Origin of the sequence: Salinicoccus jeotgali (assembly GCF_039538805.1) — a bacterium.
Lineage (GTDB): Bacteria > Bacillota > Bacilli > Staphylococcales > Salinicoccaceae > Salinicoccus > Salinicoccus jeotgali.
On sequence record NZ_BAABCK010000021.1, the window covers coordinates 1 to 18,615 of the forward strand.

Sequence of the window (18,615 nt, forward strand, 5' to 3'; positions counted from 1 at the left end):
CCCGTTTTTATTCCGGATTCTAAATCCTAAAACCTCGTCGACCTGATCTCCACTCCTACTATATGAAAATAGTACCACAGGACCTGGCCGGGTCCTGTGGTACTAATCTTAGTATGTTTTTATTGGTTATTTTAAAGGTGAAAGTTGATTCAGTTAAATGTTATGGTGGCACGCACTCTACATTTGATTAAATTAATTTCATTCTAGAAAGTGTTTGATATGGGGAAGATAGGGAAGAAAGTAACAACTCTGAAATTAAGAAGAGTTGCAATATGAGGTTCTTCATCTTCAGTGCATTTTAGGTTTGCATTTCTATGGAGCATGAAGTGTAATCATATTATCTCGAATCAAAGATAAATTTTACTACATGGAGGTAATTGACAATGACAGTTTATGTATCTGATCAAGCGCATTCAGAAGTTGCATTTCAAGTTAAGCATATGATGGTGTCAAAAGTAAGGGGAGGCTTCGAGAACTTCCATTTCGAAATCGAAACAGAAGATCTGGAAACTTTTAAAGATGCCAGCCTCTATGCGGAAATCCAAACAGAGAGCATCAACACTAAAAACACCTCACGAGATGAGCATTTGAGGTCCGAAGATTTCTTCAACGCCGAAAAGAATCCGAAAATCACATTCCAGTCTAAAAGTATAAGTAAATCGGGTGAAACGATTTCAGCTACTGGCGATGTTACGATGAATGGTGTTACAAAAGAGAAGACAATAGAACTTGAATATAATGGCAAAGCGATGGACCCTTGGGGCAATGAAGTGCACGGTATCCAAAGTGAGTTCGTCATCAACCGCGAAGAGTTCGGTCTGACTTGGAACCAGAAATTGGAAACAGGCGGCGTCATGGTAGGTAAAGAAGTCAAAGCGATGGTTGAACTCGAGTTTACAGAAAAGACAGAGTAGTATTATTCCATAAAAGCCTCTATGAATTCATAGAGGCTTTTATTAATGCTTTTTATAACGGCTAACTCAAATGCTATAATTGGATCATCTGGTTCACGATGTATACATATGGAGGTTCGATAATGGATAACGAGAAGATTATTGTAGAAGCAAAGGCCATGGTGGGTGAATTTCATGGAGATGACATGACGGGACATGATTATTGGCATGTGATGCGCGTATATAATAATGCATGTATGCTGCAGTCGAAAGAGGGCGGAGACCTCTTTACAATCCAGATTGCAGCATTGTTCCATGATATGATCGACTATAAAATGACAGATGATGAAGGGCGAGAGTTGAAACGCATAAAAACTTTCCTGAGAGAGCATGGTGTGGCTCAAGGCACCGTCGATAGAATCATCCATGCTATGCAGGCCGTATCTTTCAAGGGAGGAACGAACCCTGTAGAGGTTGAAACCATTGAGGATGCCATCGTTCAGGATGCAGATCGACTCGATGCATTGGGCGCAATCGGCATTGCACGTACGATGGTTTTTGGCGGAAGTAAAAACCACAAGCTCCATGATCCAAAAATGCATGCCAGGCAAAACTTGACTTTCGAGCAGTACAGTAAGGAAGATAACACTATAATCAATCATTTCTATGAAAAACTGCTTAAACTGAAAAAACTGATGCATACTAGATCAGCCAAACTACAAGCTGAAAAAAGACATCAATTCATGGAAAGATATCTTGAACAATTCTATAATGAATGGGACGGAACGCTCTAAAATTGCCTTCTTGCCTAGAAAATCTGGAACAGTCAAAAGAATGGAGTGGATGTATTGGATTCTTTGTATACACTAGCGGAACAATGGCCGCTTATAACAGAAATGTCGCGTAAAAAAGAAGTTTTCTGGGAAAATCCAGTATACGGAAAAACCATTGAAGAACCTCAAGGTTTTGAGCTGACCCTAGAAGATATAAAGGAAGCAGATGCACGGTTGAGACGATTTGCACCGTTCATACAAAAAGCCTTTGATGAGACTGTGAAGGATGAAGGAATCATCGAATCACCATTGTTGCCGGCAGATCGGTTCCAAGCGCATCTAGAGAGAGAGTTTCATAAGATGATCAGGGGATCATGCTTCATTAAAGCGGATAATGCTCTGACTGTATCCGGTTCTGTCAAAGCACGTGGAGGCATCTACGAAGTATTGAAGTATGCAGAGGAATTGGCGGTAAATGAAGGGTTGATTGGACTGGATGGAGATTACAGTCGCTTCTCTTCTCTGCCATTCAAGAAATTCTTTTCAGACTACACAATAATTTGTGGTTCGACTGGAAATCTCGGACTGAGCATCGGCATCATCAGTGTAGCACTTGGCTTCAAAGTGACGATCCATATGTCGAGTGATGCAAAACAGTGGAAAAAAGATCTTTTAAGGGAACATGGGGCTGAAGTCGTCGAACATGAAGATGACTACAGCAAAGCTGTGGATGTGGGCCGTCAGGTGGCAATTTCCGATAGGAATAGCTATTTCGTAGATGACGAAAATTCAAAACCACTCTTTACAGGTTATGCAGTGGCGGCACTGCGCTTGCAGAATCAACTGGATGAAGCAGGCATTACTGTAGATGAAAAGCATCCTTTATATGTTTATCTGCCGTGTGGTGTAGGGAGTGCACCAGGCGGCATCAGCTTTGGTCTGAAGCAAGTCTACGGCCAACATGTCCATCCGGTGTTCGCTGAGCCTGTAGCGGCCCCCAGCATGCTTTTAGGGGTGATGACGGGACGGCACGATGCATTGTCGGTAAAAGACATCGGATTGGATAATAACACGGTAGCGGACGGGCTTGCTGTGGGGAGGCCGTCGCAATTCATCGGCAAGCTTTTGGAGAATCAGATCCATTCCTTCTATACCATTGCAGACGAGCAGTTGTATCAGCTGCTTGCAACGGCCTACGACACTGAGGGGATCAAAGCTGAGCCATCTGCGGCAGCAAGCTTTATAGGCCCTATCAAAATGGATGTCGAAGAAGAGGAAGCAACGCATGTTTTGTGGTGTACAGGCGGAAGCATGGTGCCTGAAGAAGTGTGGCATTCGGATTACCAAAAAGGAAAAATATAGATAGCCGAGGGTTGTGGCTAACGTCCGTCTGATAGTATAATATCAAGCGGCATAATAACGTGGTCGAAGAAAGCAGGTGACGAAATGGACCGTGTTGAATTTAAGAAAAAAATCATTGAGTACGCCCATTCAATCGGCATTGATGATATAGGGTTCACCCATACCGAGCCGTTTGTGGAATATAGGGAAAAATTGATTGATTATCATGAGAAAGGCTTTGAATCAGGGTTTGAAAAAGGGACCATCGAGGAGAGGACGGATCCTGACCGCACATTGCAATCAGGGCGCAGCATAATCTCCATCGCGGTGGGATATCCGAATAAACTTCCTGATGCACCTAAAAGTAAAAAGGGTGAGCGGCGGGGCATGTTCGCCCGCGCATCCTGGGGGATGGACTATCATACCTTGCTCAACTCAAGGCTTGAAAAACTCGAAGCCTATATAAAATCCATCGACGCTTCAATCGAATGCAACTCGATGGTGGATACCGGGGTGTTGAGTGATCGTGAAGTGGCGCGGCGGAGTGGTCTTGGTTTCATAGGGAAGAATGGCTTCGTCATAAACCCCACACTCGGAACGTATACTTATCTTGGTGAGATGATCACCAGTTTCCCATTTCCGCCTGATGAAGAATTGATCGACTCTTGCGGGGACTGCAATATATGCGTGGACAGATGTCCTACAGGTGCCCTCGTCGGAAATGGGCAGCTGAATTCAAAAAAATGCATTTCTTTCCTGACACAGACAAAAGGCTTCCTGCCTGATGAATATCGCGGTAAGATCGGCAACAGGCTGTATGGCTGCGATACATGTCAGCAGGTATGCCCGCGCAATAAAGGCATCAATACAAACCACCATGATGATATTGTACTGGAACCTGAAATATTGAAGCCTGAACTTACTGGACTGCTTGAAATATCAAACAGGGATTTCAAGGAGACATACGGGCATCTTGCAGGAACCTGGCGCGGCAAGAAACCCATACAGCGCAATGCGATCATAGCCCTGGCACATTTCAAGGAAGTATCGGCTGTAGATGTATTGAAACGTGTAGCGGAAAATGACCCGCGTCCTGTAATCAAGGGGACCGCCTACTGGGCGATAGGCTGCATACTGGAAAACGATGCACTTGGCTACATTGGAGAAAGATTTAAAATAGAGACGGACGAGACAGTAAAGGAAGAGATGCTAAAAGGCATCCAAGAGAGCGCTTAGGAGGAACATATGGCAAACCATATCGTATTATATCAACCCCAGATCCCGAACAACACGGGCAACATAGGAAGGACTTGTGCAGCAACGGGTTCGACACTGCATTTGATCCACCCACTCGGCTTTTCTACGGACGATAAAATGCTGAAGCGGGCTGGCCTCGACTATTGGCCACATATAAATGTCGTCCACCATGATTCGGCAGAAGCGTTTTTTGAAGCGACTGAAGGGAACTATTACCTGCTTACGAAATTTGCGACAAAACCTTATACGGATATGGACTTTTCGAGTGACGAAGAAGCCCATTATTTCATTTTCGGACGGGAGACGACAGGGCTACCCGACTGGCTCAAGGAGCAGTATGGCGATAGTGCCTTAAGAGTCCCGATAACAGATAAGGTGAGATCTTTAAATTTGGCTAATACAGCGGCGATCCTCATATATGAAGCATTGAGGCAACAAGGTTTTCCGCATATAAAATAGGAGGAGAAAAATGAATTCAGTTACCGAGCTACTACAGGCGCACAGATCGATCAGGAAATTTAAGGAGACGCCCCTGGATCAGGAGACGATTCGGGAGCTGGTGAAATCTGCACAGGCGGCGAGTACATCCAGCTATGTGCAGGCCTATAGCATCCTGGGTGTCACCGATAAAGACAAGAAAGCGGCTTTAAGGGCAATCAGCACCCAACCGTACGTAGAGGATAATGGCCACCTTTTTGTATTTCTAGTTGATTATCACCGCCATATCGAACTGTCAAAAGACAAAGGGACACCGATTTCGCACGATAAGACAGAACAATTTGTTGTAGGTACCGTCGATGCCTCCCTAGCAGCTCAAAATCTTGCTGTGGCGGCAGAAAGCATGGGACTTGGCATGTGTTATATCGGCTCACTGAGAAATGATATGGCGGAGGTCATAGAAATACTTGAATTGCCTGAAGGTGTATTTCCGGTTTTCGGCATGGTAGTCGGTTATCCGGATCATGAGGGCAGTCAGAAAGAACGCCTGCCTTTTGAAGCGGTCTATCATGAAAACACCTATACTCCAACGGCAAAAGTGAAACCGGAGATCGACGCCTACGATGAGAGGATAAGGAGTTATTATGAAGGTCGTACCGGGGGGGAACGGCGAGACAGCTGGAGTGACCAGGTGATCGGCATGCTCGGCAAAAAGCAACGGCTTGATGTGGATGCTGTCGTAAAGAGGCAAGGCTTTCTCGGCCAATAAAAAAAGCAGGCCATGCTATACATGACCTACTTTGAACTTAACTTAGCTTTTCTTCACCGTCATCCTTATATCCATATTCGGAATCACGGCTTGAAGAAAGAATGGCAGTGATAAAGGACATACTGACCATCAATATCAGAAATGCTTTCATAATTAGCGCCTCCTATATTTCCATACATGATAACATTATAAACCATCCAGAAGAAAGAAAAAAGCTGAAAAGGGATAATTTTTGTTAGAATCGCTACTCACCAGGGTAGAATAATATAGATGTTTATAAAACAGAGAAAACCGGGAGGAATTTATATGGCAATGAATTTTAAGATATTCAAGGATAAGACTTTGGTAAACGACTATATTGCAGACATCATAAGAAAGCAAATCCATAACAACCCGACAAGTGTGCTTGGTCTGGAGATGAGCAGTGAATTGGAGGGGAGCTATGGCAAGTTGGTTGAAGAATCAAAAGAACACCCGGCCAACTATTCCCAAATCTATATTGTAGCCATCAATCGGGATGGAAATACTGAAGTATTCAATGAATTGGACATTCCTGAAAGTCAACTGAAATTAGAAGGCACCAAAGAGTCGATGAAATCGGTCCTTGATGACAAAAAACAAGCAAACCTTACAGTGTTATCGATCGGAGCCAATAAAAAGATTGGCTACAACAATGTCGAAGGGAATGAACAATTATTTGAATCACGGGAGATGATTCTTGTGGCCACCGGAAACGATAAGGCTAAGGCAGTGAGAGATCTGTACGACGCGGCAGAGAACGGTCAGGAAGATTTCGCCAAAGTTAAGAAACACCGCATGGTGACTGTTGTCATGGATTCAGAAGCGGCATCCCAGCTTGACCACGATATCGTCGACTACTACACATCAGAGTTTGCGTAAGGTGGGATATGATGAAAAAAGATGAAGAAGTGGATTATAGGAAAGATATCGAACCTGAAAGTAATGAGATGACAGAGGATATGGAAGATGTGAAAGCGCTGGGAAAAGAAATGGAACAGATTTCTCAAAATGAAGATTATCCGATTGATTCCTCGAACGATGAAACACATGAAGAAGACTTAGATGATGAAAATAATGGATAACTGATGAATCCTTCTGTAAATTAGTATAAAATATTCTATGAATACTAATTTTCAGGAGGTTTTTTAATTGTCATACAGGATAGAAAAAGATACGATCGGCGAAATTAAAGTTCAAAGTGACAAATATTGGGGTGCACAGACAGAAAGAAGCAAGCAGAATTTCCCAGTAGGAAAAGAAAAAATGCCTATTGAGGTCATTACAGCATTTGCACACCTCAAAAAAGCTGCGGCAGTTTCCAACCATGCACTCGGCAAACTTTCCGAAAATAAAAAAGAAGCGATCATCCACGCGTGTGATAAAGTAATCAATCGTGAACTGGACGACCATTTCCCTCTTGTAGTATGGCAGACTGGAAGCGGTACCCAGAGTAACATGAACGTCAATGAAGTCGTCAGCTATGTCGCGAATGAATATCTATCTGAAAAAGGTGTAGACGAAAAGGTCCACCCGAACGATGACGTCAACAAATCCCAAAGCTCCAACGACACATACCCAACGGCAATGCATGTCGCCCTCTATCAATCTGTAGAGGAACAACTCATACCTGCCCTCGAAGGTCTTAAAAAGACATTCAAGGAAAAAGAAGAGCAGTTTGAAGACATAATCAAAATCGGTCGCACGCATCTGCAGGATGCCACTCCATTGACATTGGGCCAGGAAATCAGTGGTTGGAGATACATGCTCGAAAAGTGTGAAGCACTGATAGGTGAATCCAAAAATCAAATCAGAAACCTTGCAATCGGTGGTACGGCTGTAGGTACAGGCATCAACGCCCACCCTGAATTCGGCGACCGTGTAGCAAAAGAAATCTCCAAGCAGACCGGTTACGAGTTCGTCTCCTCCCCAAATAAATTCCATGCTTTGACGGCGCATGATGAAGTCGTCTATCTCCATGGTGCATTGAAGGCGTTGGCTGCGGACCTCATGAAGATAGCAAATGACGTCAGATGGCTTGCCTCCGGTCCACGCGCTGGAATAGCAGAAATTGAAATCCCTGCGAATGAACCGGGCTCATCAATCATGCCAGGTAAAGTCAATCCGACGCAGTCTGAGATGCTGACGATGGTTTCAGTACAAGTCTTCGGTAATGATTCGGCAGTCGGGTTTGCAGCCTCCCAGGGTAATTTCGAGCTGAACGTATTCAAGCCAGTCATCCTTTATAATACACTGCAGTCCATCTACCTGCTTGCAGACGGCATGCAGACATTCAACGATAATTGTGCTGTCGGAATAGAACCGATTGAGGAGAACATCAATAAATTCCTAAACAATTCCCTTATGCTGGTCACGGCACTGAACCCACATATCGGATATGAAAATGCAGCGAAAATCGCCAAAAATGCCCATGAGAAAGGTTTGACCCTCAAAGAATCCGCAATTGAATCCGGACATCTGACCGAAGCTCAATTCGACGAATGGATCAAACCAGAAGAGATGACCCAATCCAAAGATTAGGAGACTGTATATGATGAAGAGAATCGGACTTGTGGATATCGGATCTAATACTGTACGCCTTGTATTGTTTGAATATGATGAGGAGACCGGTCTTAAAGAGCTCCAGAACATCAAGACACCAGCACGGTTGGCGTGGTACCTCGATGAGGACAAAGTCATGGCAGAAGAAGGGATCGATAATCTCATTTCCATCCTGAAAAGTTTCCAGCTGATCAGTGAAAAATACAGCGTCAAGGAAATCCATCCGGTCGCAACAGCGGCCATCAGACAGTCCGTCAACGTGGATGACATCCTCGAACGGGTAAAATCAGAAGTCGGTATGGAAATCAAAGTCATCACTGGCAGGGAAGAAGCATTCTACGGCTATCATGCAGTGGTTCATACCATCAGCAATATGGACGGCCTCATCATCGATATAGGTGGGGGGAGTACTGAACTGACATATTTCGAGAATAAGGAACTCATCCATTCGGTCAGCCTCCCATTCGGTGTCGTAACATTGAAAAGCATGTTCTTTGATGATAAGAAACATAATGATGAAGAGGCGTTGGAAGAGACGGAAAAGTATGTCAAGAAACAGCTTAAATCGATCAAGTGGCTCTCAAAGCGTAAAGTACCGATACTTGCGATTGGAGGAAGTGCGCGTAATATAGCACGTATCCACCAATCTTCAACCAATTATCCCATAGCAGGCGTCCACGGTTACTCCATGGATCGGAATGATCTACAGGATGTATATGATCTTCTTGAGAACACAAAGGAAGATAATCTAGATGACATCGATGGGTTGAGTAAGGACCGTAGCGACATAATCCTGCCGAGTACCATCGTCTTCAAATCGCTTTACGATATCTCAAGAGCCCAAGAATTCAAGTTCAGCAGGCAGGGGATACGGGAAGGTCTGGCGATGTCCATGATTACCAGAGACTACCCGGCGGCCTTTAATAAATACCATATTTTCAGGGATTCATTGAAGGAACTTGCCAGTGATTTCCAGATCGATTTCGAGGAAGGGAAGAAACGTCAGGAGATCACTGAACGCCTTTATCATGAATTGGAGCGGTATGATTTCATCTCCATCAGCAGACATGAGAAATACCTGATGAAGAATGCTGCATATATTTTCTATCTCGGGTCGTTCATCGACCGGGATGCGACAAGTCAGCACACCTACTATCTGATCTCAAACAGCAACATCAACGGCATTGTCCATAGAGACCGGGTGAAGCTGGCTCTGCTTGCAAGCTTCAAGAACAAGACGCTCCTGAAGTTCTTTGCGGATGAATCCGGATGGTTCAATAGCGAGGAAATGAGCATTCTCATGAAGCTCGGCAGCATATTGAAGTTTGCGAATGCCCTGAACATCTCGAACACAAGCATTGTAGAGGATCTTTATCTGGATGATGAAGAAGATGATATGACTCTCACAATCAAATATAAAGGGGATCCGATTGCAGAAGAGTACCAGGCAGCGAGACAGAAGAAGCATATCGAAAAGATTATGGATGGGCATCTGGAAATCAAATTCATAGAAGCATGATAACCAGTTTCATCTTAGAGGAAGTAGGAGAATAGTAATGACATATCGATTGAACAATAAAGAATACTACAACAATCGAGAGCTCAGTTGGCTCAGCTTCAACTACCGGGTGATTGAAGAGGCAGAGGACGATACGAACCCGCTACTTGAAAAGCTGAAGTTCCTGGCAATTACAAGTTCAAATCTGGATGAATTCTTCATGGTACGTGTTGCAGGGCTGAAAGACCAGGTAAAGATGGATTATCATGAACCGGACACCAAGACGCAGATGACGCCTGGCGAACAGCTCAAGGGCATCAGTGATATGAACAGGCGGAACTGCGATGCCCAGTATGCCATCTTTCATCGTCTGATGAAGGAATTGGAAGGCTATGACATCATCCTGAAGCGGCCGGATGAACTTCCGCATCATCTGCAGGAAGAACTCGGCACGATATTCAGAAATGAAATATTCCCTTCCCTTACTCCTCTTGGAATGGATGCCTATCGCCCATTCCCAAAATTGATGAATAAGAAAATCAATATTTTCGTCAACCTTTCGAATGAATTGGGTGATCAGACCGCCATCGTCCAACTGCCGACTGTTATCCGCAGGTTTTATGAACTTAAGGAAGGGGACAGAACCTATATTGTCCTGACTGAAGATATCATTGAACAGCACATCAGTGAATTGTTCAGAGGTTATAGGATTGAACGGACCTTCCCGTTTAGGATAACGCGCAATGCGGACCTGACCATCCATGAAGAAGGGGCTGCTGATCTCCTGATAGAGATCGAGCGTTTCCTGAAGGAACGGACAAAAGGAGCGGCCGTCAGGCTGGAGATAGACACAAGCAAGGACGATTCCATCAATGGCTCCTTTCTGAAAAATGAATTGAATCTCGAGGAGCAGGATGTATATAGGTTCAACGGGCCATTGGATTTAACCTTCCTGTTCGACTTGACAGCGAGGTTCAAGGAACGCCATCCCAATCTTGCATACCCGCCATTCGTGCCGCAAGAACCAAAATTCCTGAGAGGAGAGAACATCTACAAGCGTGCCTTGAAAAAAGATGTCTTCCTACATCATCCTTTCGAAAGCTTCCAGACGATTGTGGATTTTATGCGTGAGGCGGCAGAGAATCCAGATGTCCTTGCGATTAAACAGACACTCTACCGGGTCTCAAGTGATTCTCCGGTGATTGCAGCACTGAAGCATGCTGCTGAAAATGGTAAGCAGGTGACTGTGCTCGTAGAGTTGAAGGCACGCTTCGATGAAGAAAATAATGTCCAGTGGGCAAAAGAACTTGAAGATGCCGGATGCCACGTCATTTACGGCATGAATTTCCTGAAGACCCACAGTAAAATTACTTTGGTGGTCAAAAGAGTCAAAGGCAGATTGATCCGCTATGTCCACCTTGGTACCGGCAACTATAATGACTCCACTGCGAGACTGTATACGGATATGGGGCTGATCACAACGGACGAGGCCATAGGGAATGATGCGATCAACTTCTTCAACTACCTCAGTGGCTATTCCCTAAAGCCCGACTACCAATCACTCCATGTCGCTCCGTTTGAAATCCGGGATCTATTCGCGGATCATATCGATAAGGAAATCGAACTGCATCGGACATACGGCAAAGGTTATATATTCGCCAAAATGAACTCGCTTACAGATAAGAAAATTATCAACAAGCTTCTTCAGGCTTCCCAAGAGGGTGTGAAAGTAGATCTGGTGGTGCGGGGCATCTGTTGCCTTAAACCAGGAATAGAGGATGTCAGCGAAAATATCAGAGTGGTGAGCATCGTCGGAAGGTTCCTTGAGCATTCAAGAATCTATTATTTCAACCATAATGGTGAAGGGAAGATGTTCTTATCTTCTGCCGATATGATGACGCGGAATATGATCAAGCGTGTGGAAATATTGTTCCCAGTCAAAGATCCAGCAATCATCGAAGAGATCAAAGCGATTGTCAGGTTGTATCTGATGGATAATATCAAAGCGCGTAGCCAACGCGCTGACGGCACTTATGTTTATGTTGAAAACGAACATCCTCCCATCAGTGCCCAAGTGGAATTGATGCGCCGCTCTGAAAGAAGCGGTCGCGAACAGATCATCCAACATGAAAATCAGCTGTTGCTTAAAGTAAAAGATCGTTTCAGAAGACGGAAATGAAACGATACAGGCTAAAAAAACCTTCACCCCGTAATTTCTTGGGGTGAAGGTTTTTTCTACAATGTCTTTCTGTCGAGTTCTACGCGTACAGTTTTTTGAAGCAGGGGGTGGATGAATTCGATTCTATAGCTGAAGAGTTGCAGGTCCCTAAGCGTCGAGTTCCCGTACAGGGGATCACCGATGACTGGGGAACCGATGTGTGCCAAATGTACTCTAATCTGGTGGGTGCGGCCTGTCTCCAATTCAATTTCAAGCTCGCAATAATCCGGTGTAACATGCGACTTGGTGATATGGGTCACTGCTTCTTTCCCTTTATCAGTAACATGGTATTTATTGCGCTCTTTTGGATTTTTGGCTATCGGGGCACTGATGGTTTGTTTTTCAATCAACCTTTTTGTATCAATGCGTGCAATATAAGTCCTTTTGATTTCACGTTCACTCAACATATGGTCAAGCATCTTCTTGACTAAAGGGTGCTTGACGACAAGGAGGACGCCCTTGGTTTCCTGATCAAGACGATGGACTGGTTCGAGGTAGTCGGCCTCTAGAGTATAGATGGCATGGTTCATCAGTGTATTGGTCTCAGACATCTCGTTCGGATGTGTCTTGACGCCGCGAGGCTTGAAGAGTACAGCGAGATAACGATCTTCATATAAAACATCACATGTCCGATAGCTTGGTTTGTACTGGCTTTTGGAACCGTCATCTGGGAGAACGACTACATCTTCTGCATGGATGGGTGAATTGAGACGGGCTGGTTCACCATTTAGCGTTATCTCTTTCGACATGCGCAGCAAATGAAGTTCTTTTTTGGGTACATGAAGGGTCTTCAGCATTTCTTCAAGTGTTGACCCGTCAAAATTCTCATGTATTGTGAATTTCATCTATTTGTCCCCTGTCATATCTTCAATGAAAGATTTGTAGTCATCAGAGTTTCCGGGATTACCATAGAGGCGATCGACTTCCTTGCCATCTTCAAAATAGATGAGGGTCGGTGTCCCTTCAATTTCAAATTCCGACCATGCTGCGTCATATTCCAAGACATTCAATTGCGTGACTTCAGCATCCGTCTGTTCAAATGCATCAGCTAAAAATGGCGTGGCTGCGATGCAGTGTACACATGTCGGGCTCCATAGATAGACGAACGCGTTATCTTCTTCCTCTATAATCTTCTTTGTCTCATCGAAAGTTTTATTGAAGTGGTAATTCTCATCATCCAACTTGTCGATGGTTGCGCCTTCAAGCTCCTCCGGCTCAAGGTCCGTGTAGGGATAGTATCCCGAATCGCTGATTTTATCAGGATCATTTGATGCACTGTTCATAAATATAAAAATGCCTACAAATGCCACGATGATAAGTGCTACAATGCCGTAGAATATTTTATTTCCCATGGTTCAGTCTCCTTCTTATTTTCTTTTTGAAATAAATGATAGTATAAAGATGAGCGCAAATGCAATGAGCGACAAGAATGGAATTGTAATGAAGCCCAGCCAGTCTATATACTGGATGGTACAGGAAACTCCGGTACAGGCTGTAAATCCATCACCGAGGAAACTGATTTTCTGCAGGGCGTAATGGTAAGATGCGATAATGAGACCAAGCAGACTCATGAATCGGATATAGTATACGGCACCATGATCATTACGGATGACTGAAATGATGGAAATCAGTACTAGCGGATACATGAGTATGCGTTGATACCAGCAGAACTCACACGGTTCATACTGTCTGATTTCGCTGAAATAAAGCGAACCGAGAGTGGCGATCAATGAGATGAGGAAAATGGATTGCATATAAAACTTGTTTTTTGACATGGCTGCCCTCCGATAGACGAGTGATTCGAACCCATACTGTATCATTATAAGTGAAAACGGCCGTTGGATGTGGAAGTTAAGGTTACAAAGCTGTTAATTTTTAAAGTGGGGTGATCCTTATGAAAAGTAAACTTCAGTTGTTGAAAGACATCGCAGAGTTCCTGAATGAAGAGACGGATAGGCCGACAATGGTCGAAGGGGCATTGAAGATGCTGGTCGATCACTCGGAATTTGATACGGGGTGGATATTCTTCATAAATGAAGCGGGCCAACATGAACTCACCACGCATTACCGTCTCCCGTCCTCCCTAAAAAATAACAATTATCATTATTTATGTGAGGGCAAATGCTGGTGTGTCAATAAATATAACAGGAAAGAACTTAAGACGGCAACGAATATTTTTGTATGTTCGAGGCTTGAACAAGCCCGTAACGAGTACCCCAATGAAAATAATGGGATCACTCATCATGCTACTGTCCCACTTATTTCTGGGGACGAATCCTTCGGTCTATTGAACGTGGCAAGCCCTTATCGTGAGAAGTTCGCCAAGGACGAGCTGGATCTTCTGGAGTCGGTGGCATTTCAGATAGGATCTACTTTAAAACGCATAGAACTGACGACGCGTGAGCAGGAGAATATGCTCATAAAAGAGCGACAGCGACTCGCGAGAGATCTGCATGATTCGGTCAATCAAATGCTGTTCTCGATAGGCATCACTTCGCATGCTGCAAAATCATTGAATGATGCGGACAAGGCGAATGTGGCTTTTGATTCCATAGAGCGGACTTCGAAACATGCGATGAAGGAAATGAAAGCCTTGATCTGGCAACTGAAGCCGATAGGGCTCGAGAACGGCATCATCGATGCTGTCGAAAAGTATGCAGGGCTGCTTGGCCTTGAAGTTGAGATTGGTATGGAGGGCTTCTATGATGTGCCAGACCATGTGGAAGTCGCCATTTATAGGGTTATACAGGAAAGCTTGAATAATATACGCAAGCATTCGGGTGCTGAACATGCGATAATTAGAATGATGGCGAAGGACGATGTCTTCTCCGTAATCATCGAAGATCGAGGCAGCGGTTTTGAATTTGAGGAAAATCATCGGTCCAGCTATGGCTTGTCGAATATGACCGAACGGATCCATAAGCTCAATGGAAATATAAATATCGATACCGGGAAGGGGAGGGGGACCCGCATCATGATCACCATCCCCATGAAGGAGTGAAGCATATGTACAATATCATATTAGTGGATGACCACCATATAGTAAGGGAAGGCATGAAGTTCCTGTTGTCGACTACAGAAGATATTCGCGTAGTCGAAGATTTCGGTACTGGTAGGGAACTTCTTGAATATCTGAAGAGTGCCAAAGATATAGACTTGATCCTTTTAGATCTTGTCATGCCCGAGATGGATGGTATAGAAGTCACACGTGCAATCAAGGCATATTACCCTGAAATTAAAGTTCTGGTGCTCTCCAGTTATACTACCGAAGAGTATGTGAGGCCGGTCTTTTCGGCGCATGCTGATGGTTATATCATAAAAGAAATGGAAGCAGAGGAACTCATTGCCTCGATTAAAAGTGTAATCGAAGGGGAGAAGGTCATCCATCCTGATATACTTGAGGTAATAGATAGGGAAGGGCATATGCCGCATGAAAAAAATGCGCTGTCCGCACGTGAAATTGAGGTGTTGAGGGAAATCGTTCGTGGAAAATCAAACCGTGAAATTGGTGAAGCCTTGTATGTCAGTGAAAAGACAGTCAAGACGCATGTCAGCCATATTCTCAACAAGCTTGAGGTGACAGACCGGACACAGGCTGTAATATACGCCATCAAGTACAATATAATCAAATTGTAAGGTGTTTTGGAAATCGTTTTCAATTATTGTTTACAAACGTTTGCATCAAACAGTATAATTAGCACAGACATTTCAAAGTTTGGAGGCATAATATGAAAATAGGAAATAAACTTACTATACAGATTGTAGTTGCACTAATCCTTGGTATCATCATCGGCTCGATACTGAGCCCGATGTATGACAGCCAGCAATGGGTGCAATGGGTCGACCAGTACATATTCAATATTCTCGGCCAGCTTTTCCTTAATATGATCTTCATGATGGTGGTACCAATAGTCTTCATCTCCATCGTGCTTGGCGTTGTAAGTGTAGGCGACCCTAAACTGCTTGGAGGTTATGGTCTGAAGACGCTGCTGTTCTATTTGGCGACCACCGCCATTGCAATCACCATCGCAATGGTCGTTGCGAATATACTGGATCCGGGTGAAGGGCAGTCTGCTCTACTTGGTTCAGACGAAGTCGCTGAGTATCGCGAGACCGAGCTTGAAGGTGGAAGCACGGGGGAAGCACTGCAGCAAGGTTTTGATCAAACTGTCATCAATCTGATCCCAACAAACGTCGTCGAGGCGATGGGTACACAAAACATGCTTCAGATCATCGCATTTGCGATTTTCATCGGTATCGCGATAATCGCCAAGAAGGATAAGACGGCGGGCCTCGTCAAATTATTCGAGGAAGCAAATGAAGTAGTGATGTGGATAGTACTCGCTATAATGAAATACTTTGCAGCCATCGGTGCGTTCGGGCTGGTTGCAACAGCTTTCGTCCAGGCCGGATTCGGAGCGATACAGCAACTCGGCATGTATTTCATCTGTGTACTGTTGGCACTCTTCATCCATATGTTCCTGGTTTACGGTGCTGCAGTGAAGTTCTTGGCAAAGAAGAGCTTCATCTGGTTCATTAAAGGTTTTGCTCCCGCAATGGGTGTGGCGTTCAGTACATCTTCGTCCAGCGCAGTGCTGCCGATTTCACTGAAGTCAGCTCAGGAGAACCTCAAGATCCGTAAAAGCATCTCCAGTTTTGTGCAGCCGCTCGGTGCCACGATCAATATGGATGGGACGGCAATCATGCAAGGTGTCGCGACGGTATTCATCGCACAGCTTTCAGGCATCGACCTGACGATCATGCAGATGGTTACAGTCGTCTTGATTGCGACGATCGCAAGCATCGGTACAGCAGGGGTGCCGGGCGTCGGGCTTGTCATGCTGGCAATGGTGCTGACTGCAATCGGACTCGATCCTGCAGCAATCGGAATCATCATCGGTATAGATAGGTTGCTTGATATGACGCGGACGATGGTCAATGTTACAGGTGATGCGGCAATATCTCTGATCATCAACGAACAGGAGAACCGTAAAGAAGGCAAAACCGGACAGGAAACATGATGATTAGTGACAATTAAATGACGGGCATATATTGAACTCTTGGTGAAATTCAATATATGCCCTTTTAATTTACATGAAAATATACTATTATATTAAAAGTGTATTATTATAGTAAGTGGTTTTTATAATAACCGAAACGAGTGAAAGGAAGAAAAGAATGGATAAACAGACTTTTACGGAGTTACTCCAGTCCAAGTTCAAAATGGTAAGGACCGAAGCGGGCTATACTCAGGACTCCATGAGTCAGACGATCGGCCTATCCAAAAAGACGCTTGTACAGATAGAAAAAGAACGGATCCTTCCTAACTGGACGACATGCATTTCGCTTTGTGCCCTGTTTAGGGATAGTGATGTCCTGACCAACAGTTTCGGCGGTGACCCTCTGGAGTTGGCACAGCTGATCTCAAGAGGCCATTGTGTCTACCCGAACTATGAAGGGGAAGCGGTCTATTGGGATGACCTTGAAAGAAAGAATGGCTATCGCCTGCAATATAATAAAAGCAATAAAATCTATCGGGTACTGAGCCCGATGAACCGACCGCTCCATGCATCATATATCGAAAGGGAGATCAGAACGTACTTTAACAGACAGTCTGATCTACAACCTGTCTAAGGCACCTCATGGTGCCTTTTCTTATTTATACATGACGGTAACAGGAAGGGGTGTTTTTCATGAATGATGGAATCCAGATCGTCCTGATGATGATCATCGGGGCTCTGATAGGCGGATTGACCAATATGCTTGCCATAAAGATGCTGTTCAGACCCTATGAACCTAAATATATCTTCGGCAGACAACTGCCATTCACACCAGGTGTAATTCCGCGCCGCAGGGAAGAAGCGTCAGTTAAGATGGGGGAGATCATTACCCAACATCTGCTGACGCCGGACGCTTTCATCAACAAAATCGACAGTGATGAAACGAGGCGCTTCATCATGCTGTTCATAGATCGGCAGATAGAGACAATAGAATCGGAGAATTTGAGCCTTCGCTATTTCCTGGAGCGGATCCATGAAGGCTTGTCAGAGAAGGTGATGAGGAGCTTCAACGATGCCCTTGATGTAAAGGTGGCTGAAGAAGGCGGCAAGCTATATGGCCGGAGCATCGAGTCACTGATTCCTAAAGCCGCGCTCGCCACACTCGATGGAAAGGTGGATGGACTCCAACCCCAATTGACGAGGAAAATTTCAGCCTACATCAATTCTCAGAAAGGGTATGAAGACCTGTATACGATGGCTGACGAGTTCGTTCAGAACAGAGGGAGGCTCGCACGCTCCCTGAAATATATAATGACGACGGAATCCATCGTACGTAATATCCAAAAGGAATTGAACAAGCTGATATACGACCCGAAATTGACCGATATAGAGCTGAGGATCATCAATGAAGAATATGAACGCCTCAAAAAGACCCGATTGGATGAAATCGTCACAGAAGGTGACCGGGATGCTCTGATTGACAGCATTGCGGAGACATTGAAAAGGCGGATAGATATAGACGGCATACTGGATTATCCGATTAAGGACTTCAATCCCGAGATGTTCAATACCTTCAAGGAAACCGGCAAATACAAATTGGGTGGTAATATCATTGAATATCTGAAAGCGAATACCGGAAGGATTGTCGAGAAGCTCCATTTGGCCCACGTCATAAAAAATCAGATTGACAGCTTTGAATTGAGTCATATCGAAAAGCTTGTCATGGAAATATCTGATAAAGAGTTCCGTATGATCACATTGCTTGGCTTTTTCCTTGGTGGCATGATCGGAATCATACAAGGGCTGATTGTTGTATTTTTATAAGTGCCGATTTTATGTTACAGTATA

The 18,615-nt window shown here is 44.4% G+C and carries 19 protein-coding genes; 16 read left to right on the plus strand and 3 right to left on the minus strand.

Annotated features, from left to right (window positions below; all coding sequences use genetic code 11):
- Positions 1-383: 383 nt before the first annotated feature.
- The 11 genes from ABD734_RS05425 (at position 384) to ABD734_RS05475 (ending at position 11,728) form a co-directional block, all read left to right on the plus strand.
- Positions 384-914 (plus strand): YceI family protein, encoded by a 531-nt coding sequence (locus ABD734_RS05425; RefSeq protein ID WP_344702175.1) that lies wholly within the window; start codon positions 384-386, stop codon positions 912-914.
- Between the two features lie 122 nt (positions 915-1,036).
- Positions 1,037-1,687, plus strand: coding sequence for an HD domain-containing protein (locus tag ABD734_RS05430; RefSeq protein WP_344702177.1), 651 nt, complete (start codon positions 1,037-1,039; stop codon positions 1,685-1,687).
- Positions 1,688-1,732: 45 nt separating this feature from the next.
- Positions 1,733-3,028: a D-serine ammonia-lyase gene (gene dsdA / locus ABD734_RS05435; RefSeq protein WP_344702179.1), complete on the plus strand. Its 1,296-nt coding sequence runs from the start codon at positions 1,733-1,735 to the stop codon at positions 3,026-3,028.
- A gap of 84 nt (positions 3,029-3,112) precedes the next feature.
- A complete protein-coding gene (queG, locus tag ABD734_RS05440; RefSeq protein WP_344702181.1) occupies positions 3,113-4,243 on the plus strand; it encodes a tRNA epoxyqueuosine(34) reductase QueG in 1,131 nt (376 codons plus the stop codon).
- A gap of 9 nt (positions 4,244-4,252) precedes the next feature.
- Positions 4,253-4,723, plus strand: a complete 471-nt coding sequence (gene trmL / locus ABD734_RS05445) for a tRNA (uridine(34)/cytosine(34)/5-carboxymethylaminomethyluridine(34)-2'-O)-methyltransferase TrmL (protein ID WP_344702183.1) — start codon at positions 4,253-4,255, stop codon at positions 4,721-4,723.
- 10 nt (positions 4,724-4,733) lie between these two features.
- Positions 4,734-5,471 carry an oxygen-insensitive NADPH nitroreductase gene (gene nfsA / locus ABD734_RS05450; RefSeq protein ID WP_344702185.1) on the plus strand — a complete coding sequence of 246 codons (738 nt, stop codon included), beginning with the start codon at positions 4,734-4,736 and terminating at the stop codon, positions 5,469-5,471.
- Between the two features lie 306 nt (positions 5,472-5,777).
- Positions 5,778-6,371 (plus strand): sugar phosphate isomerase family, encoded by a 594-nt coding sequence (locus tag ABD734_RS05455; RefSeq protein WP_344702186.1) that lies wholly within the window; start codon positions 5,778-5,780, stop codon positions 6,369-6,371.
- Between the two features lie 11 nt (positions 6,372-6,382).
- Positions 6,383-6,574: a hypothetical protein gene (locus ABD734_RS05460; protein ID WP_344702188.1), complete on the plus strand. Its 192-nt coding sequence runs from the start codon at positions 6,383-6,385 to the stop codon at positions 6,572-6,574.
- A 67-nt stretch (positions 6,575-6,641) separates the two neighbouring features.
- Positions 6,642-8,030, plus strand: coding sequence for a class II fumarate hydratase (fumC, locus tag ABD734_RS05465; protein WP_344702190.1), 1,389 nt, complete (start codon positions 6,642-6,644; stop codon positions 8,028-8,030).
- Positions 8,031-8,040: 10 nt separating this feature from the next.
- On the plus strand, positions 8,041-9,570 hold the full coding sequence (ppx, locus tag ABD734_RS05470) for an exopolyphosphatase (protein WP_464761438.1): 1,530 nt from the start codon (positions 8,041-8,043) through the stop codon (positions 9,568-9,570).
- Between the two features lie 37 nt (positions 9,571-9,607).
- Positions 9,608-11,728, plus strand: coding sequence for an RNA degradosome polyphosphate kinase (locus ABD734_RS05475; RefSeq protein ID WP_344702193.1), 2,121 nt, complete (start codon positions 9,608-9,610; stop codon positions 11,726-11,728).
- A gap of 56 nt (positions 11,729-11,784) precedes the next feature.
- Here ABD734_RS05475 and ABD734_RS05480 read toward each other — a convergent pair whose 3' ends face one another.
- Genes ABD734_RS05480 through ABD734_RS05490 form a run of 3 tightly spaced genes read right to left on the minus strand, consistent with a single transcriptional unit; the run spans position 11,785 to position 13,542 of the window.
- Positions 11,785-12,612, minus strand: a complete 828-nt coding sequence (locus ABD734_RS05480) for an RluA family pseudouridine synthase (protein WP_344702196.1) — start codon at positions 12,610-12,612, stop codon at positions 11,785-11,787.
- Positions 12,613-13,119, minus strand: coding sequence for a thioredoxin family protein (locus ABD734_RS05485; protein WP_344702198.1), 507 nt, complete (start codon positions 13,117-13,119; stop codon positions 12,613-12,615).
- 15 nt (positions 13,120-13,134) lie between these two features.
- Positions 13,135-13,542 (minus strand): disulfide oxidoreductase, encoded by a 408-nt coding sequence (locus ABD734_RS05490; RefSeq protein ID WP_344702200.1) that lies wholly within the window; start codon positions 13,540-13,542, stop codon positions 13,135-13,137.
- 119 nt (positions 13,543-13,661) lie between these two features.
- On the opposite strand from ABD734_RS05490, the gene ABD734_RS05495 reads away from it, so the two are divergent.
- The 5 genes from ABD734_RS05495 to ABD734_RS05515 all read left to right on the plus strand — a co-directional run bounded on the left by ABD734_RS05495 (position 13,662) and on the right by ABD734_RS05515 (position 18,591).
- Positions 13,662-14,768 (plus strand): GAF domain-containing sensor histidine kinase, encoded by a 1,107-nt coding sequence (locus ABD734_RS05495; protein ID WP_344702202.1) that lies wholly within the window; start codon positions 13,662-13,664, stop codon positions 14,766-14,768.
- A 5-nt stretch (positions 14,769-14,773) separates the two neighbouring features.
- Complete coding sequence (locus tag ABD734_RS05500; protein WP_344702204.1) at positions 14,774-15,403, plus strand: response regulator; 630 nt, start codon at positions 14,774-14,776, stop codon at positions 15,401-15,403.
- Positions 15,404-15,495: 92 nt separating this feature from the next.
- Positions 15,496-16,788: a dicarboxylate/amino acid:cation symporter gene (locus ABD734_RS05505; protein WP_344702206.1), complete on the plus strand. Its 1,293-nt coding sequence runs from the start codon at positions 15,496-15,498 to the stop codon at positions 16,786-16,788.
- A 157-nt stretch (positions 16,789-16,945) separates the two neighbouring features.
- On the plus strand, positions 16,946-17,401 hold the full coding sequence (xdrA, locus tag ABD734_RS05510; protein ID WP_344702208.1) for an XRE family transcriptional regulator XdrA: 456 nt from the start codon (positions 16,946-16,948) through the stop codon (positions 17,399-17,401).
- Between the two features lie 59 nt (positions 17,402-17,460).
- Positions 17,461-18,591 (plus strand): DUF445 domain-containing protein, encoded by a 1,131-nt coding sequence (locus tag ABD734_RS05515; RefSeq protein WP_344702211.1) that lies wholly within the window; start codon positions 17,461-17,463, stop codon positions 18,589-18,591.
- Positions 18,592-18,615: the final 24 nt, after the last annotated feature.